This window comes from Frankia sp. Cppng1_Ct_nod (assembly GCF_920656135.1).
GTDB classification, from domain to species: Bacteria; Actinomycetota; Actinomycetes; order Frankiales; family Frankiaceae; genus Protofrankia; species Protofrankia meridionalis.
Genome location: NZ_CAKKTK010000005.1, coordinates 45,847 through 57,864, shown reverse-complemented (window position 1 = coordinate 57,864; position 12,018 = coordinate 45,847). Strand labels below are relative to the sequence as shown.

The 12,018-nt window shown below is 68.0% G+C and carries 12 protein-coding genes and 1 pseudogene; 7 read left to right on the top strand and 6 right to left on the bottom strand.

Going from position 1 to position 12,018, the window contains the following annotated elements; all coding sequences use genetic code 11:
* Window positions 1–9: 9 nt before the first annotated feature.
* Window positions 10–1,080, bottom strand: coding sequence for a Glu/Leu/Phe/Val family dehydrogenase (locus NBW77_RS03030; RefSeq protein WP_242605474.1), 1,071 nt, complete (start codon window positions 1,078–1,080; stop codon window positions 10–12).
* A 271-nt stretch (window positions 1,081–1,351) separates the two neighbouring features.
* Between NBW77_RS03030 and NBW77_RS03025 the strand changes: the two genes are divergently transcribed.
* The 3 genes and pseudogenes from NBW77_RS03025 (at window position 1,352) to NBW77_RS03015 (ending at window position 3,035) form a co-directional block, all read left to right on the top strand.
* Window positions 1,352–2,188 (top strand): DUF8083 family protein, encoded by an 837-nt coding sequence (locus tag NBW77_RS03025; RefSeq protein WP_250279245.1) that lies wholly within the window; start codon window positions 1,352–1,354, stop codon window positions 2,186–2,188.
* A 152-nt stretch (window positions 2,189–2,340) separates the two neighbouring features.
* A pseudogene (gene bldC, locus NBW77_RS03020) lies at window positions 2,341–2,475 on the top strand (developmental transcriptional regulator BldC); the annotation flags it as partial.
* Between the two features lie 11 nt (window positions 2,476–2,486).
* Complete coding sequence (locus tag NBW77_RS03015; protein ID WP_502799426.1) at window positions 2,487–3,035, top strand: alpha/beta fold hydrolase; 549 nt, start codon at window positions 2,487–2,489, stop codon at window positions 3,033–3,035.
* An 835-nt stretch (window positions 3,036–3,870) separates the two neighbouring features.
* Here the strand turns inward: NBW77_RS03015 and NBW77_RS03010 are convergent.
* The 5 genes from NBW77_RS03010 to NBW77_RS02990 form a co-directional block, all read right to left on the bottom strand.
* Window positions 3,871–4,641: a glycerophosphodiester phosphodiesterase gene (locus tag NBW77_RS03010; RefSeq protein ID WP_131745552.1), complete on the bottom strand. Its 771-nt coding sequence runs from the start codon at window positions 4,639–4,641 to the stop codon at window positions 3,871–3,873.
* A gap of 37 nt (window positions 4,642–4,678) precedes the next feature.
* Window positions 4,679–5,437, bottom strand: a complete 759-nt coding sequence (gene hisN / locus NBW77_RS03005; RefSeq protein WP_284346879.1) for a histidinol-phosphatase — start codon at window positions 5,435–5,437, stop codon at window positions 4,679–4,681.
* Window positions 5,438–5,665: 228 nt separating this feature from the next.
* Window positions 5,666–6,655: a ribosome small subunit-dependent GTPase A gene (gene rsgA / locus NBW77_RS03000; RefSeq protein ID WP_131745554.1), complete on the bottom strand. Its 990-nt coding sequence runs from the start codon at window positions 6,653–6,655 to the stop codon at window positions 5,666–5,668.
* A gap of 10 nt (window positions 6,656–6,665) precedes the next feature.
* Window positions 6,666–8,021, bottom strand: coding sequence for a 3-phosphoshikimate 1-carboxyvinyltransferase (aroA, locus tag NBW77_RS02995; protein WP_131745597.1), 1,356 nt, complete (start codon window positions 8,019–8,021; stop codon window positions 6,666–6,668).
* 134 nt (window positions 8,022–8,155) lie between these two features.
* Window positions 8,156–8,944 carry a methyltransferase domain-containing protein gene (locus tag NBW77_RS02990; RefSeq protein WP_131745555.1) on the bottom strand — a complete coding sequence of 263 codons (789 nt, stop codon included), beginning with the start codon at window positions 8,942–8,944 and terminating at the stop codon, window positions 8,156–8,158.
* 90 nt (window positions 8,945–9,034) lie between these two features.
* Between NBW77_RS02990 and NBW77_RS02985 the strand changes: the two genes are divergently transcribed.
* The 4 genes from NBW77_RS02985 to NBW77_RS02970 all read left to right on the top strand — a co-directional run bounded on the left by NBW77_RS02985 (window position 9,035) and on the right by NBW77_RS02970 (window position 11,979).
* The gene (locus NBW77_RS02985) at window positions 9,035–9,709 is read left to right on the top strand and encodes an alpha/beta hydrolase family protein (protein ID WP_349816947.1); all 675 of its coding nucleotides are present in this window, start codon (window positions 9,035–9,037) and stop codon (window positions 9,707–9,709) included.
* A 187-nt stretch (window positions 9,710–9,896) separates the two neighbouring features.
* Window positions 9,897–10,700, top strand: coding sequence for a sigma-70 family RNA polymerase sigma factor (locus NBW77_RS02980; RefSeq protein ID WP_502799427.1), 804 nt, complete (start codon window positions 9,897–9,899; stop codon window positions 10,698–10,700).
* Window positions 10,697–10,981, top strand: coding sequence for a mycothiol system anti-sigma-R factor (gene rsrA, locus NBW77_RS02975; RefSeq protein WP_131745556.1), 285 nt, complete (start codon window positions 10,697–10,699; stop codon window positions 10,979–10,981). The genes NBW77_RS02980 and rsrA overlap by 4 nt, the downstream gene beginning before the upstream one ends.
* A 47-nt stretch (window positions 10,982–11,028) precedes the next feature.
* Window positions 11,029–11,979 carry a GDP-mannose 4,6-dehydratase gene (locus tag NBW77_RS02970; protein WP_131745557.1) on the top strand — a complete coding sequence of 317 codons (951 nt, stop codon included), beginning with the start codon at window positions 11,029–11,031 and terminating at the stop codon, window positions 11,977–11,979.
* Window positions 11,980–12,018 lie beyond the last annotated feature (39 nt).

The following is a 12,018-nucleotide window of genomic DNA, read 5'->3' as shown; positions in this document are numbered from 1 at the left end:
CTCCCATAGTCATGGGATGAGGATTTTCCGTAGCTGCCCGATCTCGGTCATCCGGCGCTCGGCAAGCCGGGTCGCGGCGACGACGGAGGTCACCCCGGTCTGCTCCGCGAGGGCGAGAACGTCCAGTGTCGTGGCAAAGATGCGGCTGGCCTTGGCCTGAGCCCGTTCGTGCGAGTAGCCCTCGATCTCATCAGCGACCTGGATGAGGCCACCGGCGTTGACCACGAAGTCCGGTGCGTAGAGGATGCCCGCCGAGGCCAGCTGCTCGTCCACGCCTGTGCCGGCGAGCTGGTTGTTAGCCCCGCCACACACGATGCGCGCGCGCAGGGCACCCACTGTTTGCGGGGTGAGCACCCCACCGAGCGCACATGGGGAGTACACCTCCACATCGGCTCTGATGAGCGTGTCGGGGTCGGTGCGCAGCTCGACGTCCGGGTGCTGCGCGTGCAGCCGGTCCAGGGCTGCCCGGTTGACGTCCGCGGCGACCACGGATGCGCCGTCGGCGACCAGGTGGCCCACCAGGCGCCGACCGACTTTTCCGACCCCGGCGACGGCGATGCGGCGGCCGGCGAGTGACGGTGAGCCCCACAGGTGCTGGGCGCAGGCCCGCATCCCGGCAAACACGCCGGAGGCGGTCAGGACGCCGGAGTCGCCCGAACCACCGTGCTCGGGCGACCGTCCGGTCACCCATCGAGACTCGCGGGCGACGACGTCCATGTCCTCGACGTACGTGCCTACATCGCAGGCGGTGATGTAACGGCCGTTGAGGGAGGCCACGAAGCGTCCATAGGCGCGCAGCAGGGACTCGGATTTGTCGCGGTCGGGGTCGCCGAGGATGACGGCCTTGCCGCCCCCGAGGTCCAGACCGGCGCAGGCGGCCTTGTACGCCATGGCCTTCGACAGAGCGAGGGCGTCGAGCAGGGCGGTGTCCTCGTCGGCGTATGGGTGGAACCGGGTCCCCCCGAGTGCCGGGCCGAGAGCCGTCGAGTAGATCGCGATGATCGCACGCAGTCCGCTGGCGTGGTCCATGCAGAACACCACCTGCTCGTGTTGCGAGCCGGAACTGAAGACGGACGGCACCGTTGGGGCTCCCTTCGTCGGGGACGTGTGCGTTGTCGGGTACATACGTGTTGTCGGTTACATGTGCGTTGTCGGTTACATGTGCGTTGTCGGGTACGTGGGAGCAGACAGGCGGGCGTGACCGGCGTCCGCAACGTATCCATAGGTCCGGTGTGATAGCGATGATTGCTTGTTGGTGTTGCCGTGGACTGCCGGGTTCGAACCGGTGGTCCGGCGTCGGCAAGGGGCCCGCGGTAGCCCCCTGGCGCATCCGACGTGCCAGGATCTGTCCGTGGCGCCTGTCGTGAGTCCGGCGGCCTACTTGCGGGTGTACGAACCGCTGGCGGCCTTCCCGGCGGCTGAGCGGCTTCGCTGGGAGCGGTACGCGGCCAAGGGTGGTGTGCCGACCCGCCGTGCCGGTGCGCGCCGGGAGCGGGTCGTCGCTCTGGTCGCGACCATCCGCCCGTCGCTGGACGTCGCGGACGAGTCGGCCTTCATCCAGATGGCGGACGGTCTGTTGTTCGTCTGCCCCTGGTACACCCAACTGCGCGTGTGGCAGGCCGCGATGGAGTTCCGCGGTGAACTGCCGGAGCGGGTGGCGGAGGCGTTCATCCCGCGGCGTCTCGCCGATCCGGCCGAGAGCGAACTCGACCGTTGGCGAGCTCGGCGCCCGGACCTGAAGGTCTACGTCCAGACGTGCACCTGGATCGTGCCACCACCGTGGTTCGTCCTGTTCGACCCGTCGGAGCGCATGCTGATCACCGGCGACACGGCGGACCGGTCGCTGTCCTACCGGACATCGATGAACCTCGCCCGGCGGCGGGTGGGGCGGGCTCTGGAGGCGCTTGGCGAACTTCGCCGCACGGCTCCGGACTCGCCGGGTGTCGACGGTCTGGTCGAGCTCCGGCATTGGCTGGAGGATTTCCACCCACACAGCCGGATCGAACTCGACTACGGGGGGATCGTCGACCTCCTGGACGACGAGGCGCTGCGTAGCGATACCTCGGTGGAAGACCTGGACGAGGCGGTCGGCGCGTTACGCCGAGGGCGAACAGATGTCGCGGTTGCGGCGTATGAGCGTGTCCTGAACCGATGGAGACCGCTTCAGGTGCGAGAGTCGGCAAGCTGACAGTTTGGAACTGCTAACTGAGCGTGCTTGCTCGCTTCGGACGTCATGTGACTAGTCAGCAGATGGTCCCGACGTGCCATGTCCGAAATGCCCCCGAAGGATGCACGATCTGTATGGGACGGAGCGACGCTCTGTGACGGGAGGCCAACACAATGACGACGAGAACACCGGACGCTGAGCCGCTGCTGACGCCCGCAGAAGTAGCGACCATGTTCCGGGTTGACCCAAAGACAGTGACCAGGTGGGCCAAGGCGGGCAAGCTCACCTCGATCCGCACCCTTGGCGGTCAACCCGGACGTTGCGGTGGCTGCACACCGATCTGGGGCGGGACGCCGACGACCTGATGCGGACATTCGACGCCCTGCATGTGGACACCGCGCGGAAGGCATTCCTGCGGACGTTGCGGACGTCGGTGGACGGGCACGGGCAGGCAATCACGATGTTGGACCGTTGTTATCTCGCGGCCGGAATGCCGTCAATGATCATCTGGGGTGCGCACGACGCCGTGATTCCGCTGGAACACGCACGGATCGCGCATGCCGCGATGCCGGGCAGCCGTCTGGAGATCTTTGAGGACGCCGGGCATTTCCCGCACCGCAGCGATCCGGAGCGTTTTCGGATGGTGCTGGAGGACTTTCTGTCCTCGACGCGCCCGGCAACGTACTCCGCCCGGCAGTGGCGGGACCTGATGCGCTCAAGGGGACGGGCGGACCAGCAGTCCGTCCATGGTCGGGGCCGTCGGGCGTCGCCGGCCGCCGCTGGAGGACGGGCCAGGCTGGTCACCGCCGCGGGTGGTCCGGTCGACGTCCGCTCCCGGAAAGGGGGAGACTCGCAGGAGCCGAGATGAAGAAGGTGAAGCCGGCGGCGAAGATGCCGAGAACTCGGTGTGGGTGCGGGGGGCCGACCATCGGTGGGGTCGGCGGAGGGCCCTGTTCGAGGTGTCTCGGCAATGGTTCATACTGGCCAGAAGCCGTGGTGTTCTCGGGAGCTAACAACAACCGTGGGTCGGTTGACTTCGCGTCCGCTGACTTCGTGTCCACTGACAGTCACGCATGATACCCGGCTCATCCCACCAGAGCGGCCATCGCGCCGGGCTGTCGAGACAGATGCCACTTCTATGTTCCAACCCGCTATCGCATTGGGATGCGGTGGGCCGCTATCGTGGAGTTCACCGGGCACAGGTGTGCCAATGTGGCCTATCCTCGTTGTAGTAACTGAAGTCAGAGATATATCGGAGGTCGACCGTTGGCACGTCGTGCGCGTCTGAGCTGGCCGGAAGAGCGTCGTCAGGCAAGTGAGGTCATCGTCCGCCGGGTTGATCCCGGTCGTGGCTGGACCCTTGAGCAGGCCCGTGACCTGGTACAGCAGGGTTACTCTGTCGAACATGTTGCGGAACGGACAGGATTTCCACCGCAGATGCTGAAAGTGGCTACCGAGGACTGAACCGTTCACCAGGGTGTGGGTGTCATGAAATAAGCACTTTCGGCGACGCGAATGCGGGTGGGGTCCCGTACGGTTCATCAAGGCGCTACGGGGGAGTAGCGAAGCTACGCCAATGCGTCAGGATGGTTACCCTGCGCAGCAAGGCGGATTGCGATGACACCGAAGTTCGGATCGCAGTGCCCGACCATGGTTTTGTGCCGACCATTGCCTGTCGATGATGATTGACCGTTGTTTTTTGATCACGTGACGTGACGTGCGCGCGTGATTGTTGTCTCGTGACCCGTGGCGCGAACAAGTCGGCCGAGGTGGTTGGAGTAGACGCCGTCCAGCCCAAATCCCAAAAGACGGTTCAGCGTCCGGGATGACTGGGCATGCCAGCCGAACGCAAGAAGTCCCTGGGCGTGGACCGGCGGCACCATCTGCGCGGACCAGTCGTTGGCACGCAGGTTCAGTGCCGTGGCGCCGGCGGCCGCCGTATCCCGTACATACGCTTTCAGTCCGCCATGACCCGCGTACCCACAGGAGTCGATCTCCTCTGTGGACCCGGAATTGATCAGCTTCACCTCGTCATCGAAATCGTCGAGCGCCCGCCACTCCCGGATCGCGTCGAGGTTCCCGCACAGCCACAGCCGTCCTGGCGCGCCCACGGCCCGCGCGGTGTCCACCGCCGCCCGTACCGCCCACGGCGCGGTCCCAGGCGAATCCTTGAAATCCAGGCTCAGCTCGAAGTCGCCACCACAGGTGGCGTAGAGGTCGGCGAGACCCGGAAGCCAACCCGGCAGCTCTGCCGCGGGTGTGTCGCTGATCCGACGGCGCCGTGGAGGAAGTCCGACGACGCCGTCGTGGTGCAGCACCGGGACGCCGTCAGCCGTAAGCCACACGTCCGACTCAAGCCCGCCGGCGCCGCCCGCGAGCGCCCGGGAGAAGGCCGCCAGGGTGTTCTCCCGCTGGAAACGGGCGGGTGAGCCCCGGTGGGCGAACCCGATCGGGCGCGGCGTCGTACCGGTCACCGGGTCACGCCGCTTCGGGGACCAGCTCAGGAGCGGTTCAGGAGCGGTTCAGGATGGCCAGCGTCGCCGCGTGCAGGCGGCCGTTGGTCGTCAGGACCGAGCCGCCTGACGGGCCGCGGCGGCCCGTCAGGTCGGTGAAGGTGCCCCCGGCCTCCTCGACGATCACCTGGAGGGCGGCAAGGTCCCACAGGGATACCTCAGGCTCGCAGGCAAGGTCGACAGCGCCCTCGGCGACCATCATGTGCGACCAGAAGTCACCGAAGGCGCGGGTTCGCCACACCGCCTCCACCAGGTCCATGAAGGGCGCCAGTCGGCCGGCCGCAGACCAGCTCTCCACGGACGCGAAGGACAGGTAGGCGTCGTTGAGGTCTGTCACCGCGGACACGCCCAGGGAACGGACCTCGCCGACGGCCGTCCGGGTGTGGGCTCCGAAACCGCGGGCGGCCCACCACCGCCGGCCCATCGCGGGTGCGCTGACCACACCGGCGACGACCTCACCGTCGATCTCGAGAGCGAGCAGGGTCCCCCATACCGGCACCCCGCGAACGAAGTTCTTGGTGCCGTCCACCGGGTCGACCACCCAGCGGCGCCGGGCGTCACCGATCAGCCCCTGCTCCTCGCCGAGCACCGCGTCAGCGGGCCGAGCCTCGGCCAGCCGCTCGCGGATCATCGCTTCGACCGCGGTGTCGGCGTCGGTGACCGGGGTGGCGTCGGGCTTGGCCTCGACCCGCAGGTCGACGGCCTGAAATCGGGCCAGGGTCATCGCGTCGGCGGCGTCCGCGAGGACAAGAGCCAGCGCGAGGTCATCAGCAACCGGGTGTTCGTCGGTGGTGGCTCCTCCGCCGTGAACCGGATCTGAATCTGTTCGTGCGGAACGGGTCACGGGGTGAGCGTACCCGGACGGCAGCCGCGTTCGAGATATCCGCGGCGGACCGTATATACCGTGTCCTCGTGATCCGTCGGACGGTTCGCGGAAACGTCCGGTCCACGGTGGCGCAGCGGGCAGACGTCGCCTGATGTGACTTTAGGACGTTTCGGCCCCGGACCGGGCGACGAGCAGCCGGCGCAGGCTCGCGAGCCGGCCCGGGTCCGCGTGCCCCTCCTCGACAGCGCGGTCCAGGGCGCAGTCGAGGAGGTCCGCCCGATGGGTGCAGCCACCCGGGCAGCCACCCGCGGCCGGCGCAAGGTCGGGGAAGGCCGCGAGCACCCGGCCCGCGTCGACCGCGCCCAGCCCGAACGAGCGAATCCCCGGGGTGTCCACCACCCAGCCGCCACCTGGCACCGGCAGGGCGATCGCCGCGGACGAGGTGTGCCGGCCGCGACCGGTCACCGCGTTGACCACCCCGATTGTCTGGGTCGCGTCCGGCACCAGGCGGTTGACCAGCGTCGACTTGCCCACCCCGGAGTGGCCGAACAGGACGCAGACCCGATCGGACACCAGCGCGGTCAGCCCGTCGAGGTCCGCGTCCGGTCGGGTGGTGACCACGGGCAGGCCCAGCGGCGCGTAGAGCTCACGCAGCGCCGAGCCGTCCGCGAGATCGGCCTTGGTGAGGCAGAGCACCGGTTCAAGGCCCCCGTCATAGGCCGCGACCAGGCATCGGTCGATCAAACCGGTTCGCGGTGGCGGGTCCGCGAGGGCGCAGACGATGACAAGCCGGTCGGCGTTGGCAACGATCGGGCGTTCGACCGGATCCGTGTCGTCGGCGGTGCGGCGCAGCACGCTGCGGCGTTCACCGCGTCCGACGATCCGGGCGAGGCTGCCGGGCGAGCCGGAGACGTCCCCGACCAGGGTGACCTCATCGCCGACGATCACGCTGGTCCGGCGCAGTGAACCGCCGCGGACCGTCGCGACCAGCACGGCCTTCCCGGTGACATGACAGGTGTAGCGGCCTCGATCGACCGCGACCACGGTCGCGGGTAGCGCATCGGCATGGTCGGGACGTTCCCGGGTGCGAGGCCGTGACCCGCGTCCGGCCCGAACCCGGACGTCGTCCTCGTCAAGCTCTCGAGGCACGGTTAGGTGGTCACCATCTTAGAGCGCCCGGCATCCCGATCCCCAGCATCTCGGCCCACAGCCGTGGGAACTGCGGCACGGTCTTGCCGGTAGTGGCGATGTCGTCGATCAGGACCCCCGGTACGACGAGCCCCACGACCGCGTAGGCCATGGCGAGGCGATGGTCGGCCCGTGGGTCGAGGCGGGCGCCGGCGAGCGGGGCGGGGGAGATGGCCAGTCCGTCGTCGGTCACGGTGATCGCCGCTCCGAGGCGCCCCAGTTCGGTCGCGAGCGCGCCGAGACGGTCGGTCTCCTGCAGGCGCAGGTGCGCGATGCCACGCAGCCGGCTCGGTGAGTCCGCGAGGACGGCGAGGGCGGCGAGAGTCGGGGCGGCCTCGCCATAGTCGGAGAGATCGACGTCGATCCCGTTGAGGCGCCCGGGTCCACGGACCTCAAGACCGGCCGCGGTATGTGTGACCATGCATCCCATGGCGGCCAGAAGGTCCGGCAGCATCCGGCCGGGTTGAACGGTCCGGTCCGGCCAGTCGGCGAGCACGACCCGGCCACCGGTCGCCGCCGCGGCGGCGAGGAAGGCGGAGGCGCTGCTGATGTCGGGTTCGATGATGTGGTCGTGGGCCACCAGCGGGCCTGGACCGACCGACCAGCACGCGCCTGAGCCCGTTGGCCCCACGACCTCCGTCTCAACCGTGGCCTCGACCGTGGCCTCGACCGCCGCGCCCGCGGCACGCAGAGCCGCGACGGTCATCTCCAGATGCGGCCATGACGGTAGCCGGGAGCCGACATGGCGGACGGTCACTCCATGATCGTAGCGGGGTGCCGCGAGCAGCAGCCCGGAGACGAGCTGGCTGGACGCGGACGCGTCCACCGTGACCTCGCCTCCGGCGAGGCATCCCCGGCCGTGCACGGTCAACGGCATCCGGTCGCCGTCGATGCGCGCGCCGAGGGTTCGCAGCGCATCCAGCAGAGGGGTAAGCGGACGGTCGCGCATCCGCGGGTCGCCGTCGAGCACCACGTCGCCGTGGACCAGCGTGGCCAACGCCGGAGCGAACCGGGCGACGGTGCCTGCATTGCCGCAGTCGATCCGGGCGGCGGGGACCCGCCGCAGCGGGAACTGGCCGTGGACCAGCCAGTCGTCGTGGTCGTCGACAACCGCTACGCCCAGCCCGCCGAGTGCGGCTGCCATGAGCAACGTGTCACGCGACCGCAGTGGCCGCGTCAGCCGGCTGGTCCCGTCCGAGATCGCCGCGAGGATCAGCGCCCGGTTGGTCGCCGATTTGGAGCCGGGCATCGTTACGGTCGCCTCGACAGGTCGGTCCGCCGTCGGAGCCGGCCAGGGATCGATGGGTACATCCGTGGTGACGGTCACCAGTTCAGCATGCCGGACGTTGTCCGCGGCGGGCACTGGCGACGTCTGCCCGAAGCCTCGGCTGTGATCGGTTTTCTAGTCGGGGCGGCGGGCACTGGCGACGTCTGCCCGAAGCCTCGGCTGTGATCGGTTTTCTAGTCGGGGCGGCGGGCACTGGCGACAAGGTGTATTCCGATGGATTCGCCTTGACGCTCGGCGGAAAGCTCGACCTCGGTCCGGACGAGGGTGGGAAAGCAGGACACATCCGATGCGACCGCGCGGGTCACGGCCTCGGCGGACAGCACCGTGCGTGGCCGGATCCAGTCGACGTCAAGGCCGGCGCTCGTCAGCAGGGCGTGCAGTTCCTCCGGCCAGAAGCAGCGGGTGATGGACCCGTCTTCGGCCGGGACGAGGACGACGTCGGCTCGTGGCACGTCCGACAACTCTGCCCAGCGGTGCTGTTCGGCGAGCCGGGCGAGCCCCAGCAGGAGCGAGTCGACACACAGCAGTAGTCGCCCCCCAGGGCGCAGCATGCGGTAGATCTCTTCGAGGGTGGTCTCGGTGGCCAGGCAGAATGACAGGGCGCGGCCTTCGGCAAGGACCGCGTCGAAGCTCGCCGGGGCGAACCAGTCGAGTGACCGGGAATCGCCTGCGACGTGAAGAAGCCGGCCGGATCCGGTAAGGGGGTCGCCGAGATCCGTGGACGGGACCACTCGCACCACGTCATGTCCGGCCGCGACCATCTGGCGGGCGAATCTCGTCCGGGGACCGGAGACGTCGAGAACCCGGATCTGCGTCGGCGGTAGCCAGCTGGCCAGCTGGGTTGAGGCGACATCCTCGTAGAACGCCCAGTAAGGATCATCGCTGTCCATGGGGGCCTCGTAGACGAGGGTCGGGGTTCGTCCGCGCGGCTGATCTGGCTCGGCGTCGAGACGGGGCAGCATGGACCTTTCCTATCCTTCAAGGGGAGAAGATGCGAAACAAGTCACACAGGCTTACCGGAAGTCTGACAGATCTCCATGGTCAACGGTGACATGACCTCCTTGGAGGTCGACGGCGGGCGCATGTTTGTGGTTCCCGCGGTAGGTACCCCGATCGGACTTGTCGTGCTCCTGCACGGCGCCGGCAGTGGAACCGATGTCGGGGTGTTGTCCGAGCTCGCGGCGCGGCTGCCGGATGCCGGGGTGAGTGTCGCCCGCCTGGAGATGCCGTACCGGGTCGCGGGACGCCGTGCGCCGGATCGTCCGGCGAGATTGGACGCGGTACTGCGCACGGCAATGGGCGTGTTGCCGCATCCGCGTCCTGTTGTTCTCGTCGGCCGTTCCATGGGATCGCGGGTGGCCTGCCGGTGTGCTCGAGAGATCGGTGCCGTGGGGGTCGTGGCATTCGGATTTCCGCTGTTCGCGCCCCGTGGAACCCTGTCCCCGGGGGTGCCTGCCGCCGACCGGCCGTCGAGGTTGCCGGAACTACTCGCAGCCGGTGTTCGGGTGCTGGTGGTGCAGGGTGATCGTGACGCGTTCGGCATGCCCGACCCGGACCCGGCGCGACACATCGAGGTGTACGTCCTACACGGTGCCGATCACGCCATGCGGACCCGCCGCCGGGACGGTCGCACCGAAGCCGATGTGATCAATGAGGCGTCGGCGGTGGGGGCGGACTGGATTCATCGCAGGTTGCTCCAGGCCCTTGACGGTGTGGACGGTCCGTGACTGCCGGCCCGGCATGGCGGTCACGGACCAGATCGGTTCGGGCGTCCGACGGTCGTCCATGGCGGACCGGCGGGAATCCCGACGGTGGGTCGGACGGTTACGCAACCTGCAAGGACATCCATCCGGAGGTTTGATGACTGCCCATCTCGCGCCCGGGCCGGCATGCCGCGCCGGTGACACCGAGGCAATGCCCGCGGCGACACCACGGTCATCCGAGGGTCACGCAGGTGATCGGGACCGTTGTCCCGGCGTACCCCGTCCCGTCGTGGCCGGCAGCTTTTCCGCACGCGAACATGCGCCTGTCGAGGTATCGTCCGCAGCAGAGGTCGGCGGTGCGCCCCTGAACCGGTACTCCGCGGACGGCCCGATGAACGAGGGAGTGGTCCTGGTCGACGAGACGACCGAAGAGCGGGGTAGCCGGTTCGAGCACGATGCCCTGCCTTACCTCGATCAGTTGTATGCGGCGGCGCTGAGGATGACGCGGAACCCCGCTGATGCCGAGGATCTGGTCCAGGAGACCTTTGTGAAGGCCTTCGCGGCGTTCCACCAGTTCCAGGAAGGTACGAATCTCAAGGCCTGGCTCTACCGCATCCTGACGAACACGTTCATCAACACCTACCGCAAGCGGCAGCGCCAGCCGCTGCAGAGTCCTACCGAACAGGTCGAGGACTGGCAACTCGCCGAAGCCGAGTCGCACACGTCGAGCGGGTTGAAGAGCGCCGAGGCCGAGGCGCTGGAGCATCTGCCGGACAGCGACATCAAGGATGCTCTGCAGGCACTGCCCGAGGACTTCCGCATAGCGGTCTACCTTGCGGACGTCGAGGGCTTCGCCTACAAAGAGATCGCGGAAATCATGGGTACTCCGATAGGCACCGTGATGTCGCGTCTGCACCGTGGCCGTCGTGGCCTGCGTACAGCTCTCGGGCACTACGCCCTGGAGCGGGGCCTGGTCCGCACCGGCAGCACCGATGTCGATGGCGGTGGATCGTGAGTTGTGGGGACCCGCACGCGATCGACTGCCGGAAGGTACTGGAGGCGGTCTATCTCTATCTCGATGGTGAGATTGATTTCGACCATAAGCACCTGATTCGTTCACATCTGGACGAATGCTCTCCCTGCCTGCGTGAGTTCGGTGTCGAACACGAGGTGAAGTTGCTCGTTGCCCGTAGGTGTGGGGGGGAGCGCGCTCCCGACTCGCTTCGGATGAGCGTTCTTGAGCGGCTACGCGCCGCCCGCATCGATGCTGCTGCTATTGAGTTTCGCGCCGAGTAGGCGCCTGTCGTAAAGTACGCGACCGGTGGCGGTTAGGCTCTCGTGCCGTGCGTATCCTTGTCACCGGCGCGGCCGGTTTTATTGGTTCCACGGTCACTGACCGTATGCTTGCCGACGGCCACGACGTCGTCGGGATCGATGACCTGTCCACCGGACGGCTGGAGAACCTGAGCCTGGCCTCCAGGGACGCCCGGTTCTCGTTCGAGAAGGTTGATGTCACCTCTGGCGAACTTGCCGAAGTGGTGCAGCGTGTGCGTCCCGATGTCGTGTTGCACCTGGCGGCGCAGATCGACGTGCGGGTGAGCATCCGCGACCCGCTGCTCGACGCCCGGTTGAACGTGCTCGGCACGATCAACCTGCTGGAGGCCAGCCGGCTGGCCGGTGTCGGAAAGCTCGTCCACACCTCGTCCGGCGGTTCGATCTACGGGACGCCCAAGCGCCTGCCGGTCGACGAGACCATGCCGGTAGCTCCCGAGTCCCCATACGCGGCCGGGAAGGCAGCCGGCGAACTCTACCTGTCGGTGTACCGGTCAACCTACGGCCTGGCCACGACGGCGTTGGCGCTCGGAAACGTCTACGGACCGAGGCAGGACCCCCACGGTGAGGCCGGTGTGGTGGCGATTTTCGGGACGGCGATGCTTGAAGGCCGCCCGACCAGGATTTTCGGCGATGGTGAGACCACCCGCGACTACGTCTTCGTCGGTGATGTCGCGGACGCTTTCGCCCGTACGGTCACACCGGATGCGGCAAACGGGGAACGGCTCAACATCGGTACCGGCGTCCAGACACCTGTCCGGGAACTGCACAGCAGGATTGCGGCGATCGTCGGGGTGGCTGACGATCCCGAGTTCGCCCCGCCTCGGCCCGGGGAGCTGCAGCGGATCGCCCTCGACGTCAGCAGGGCGCAGCGGCTGGTCGGCTGGCGGCCTCAGGTCGACCTGGAGGCAGGCCTGCGCCAGACCGTCAGCTGGCTGAGCAGCCGGACCGCCACCAGCTGATCCACCCCGCTCCCGGCCTGCGCCGCACATGGTTCGGGT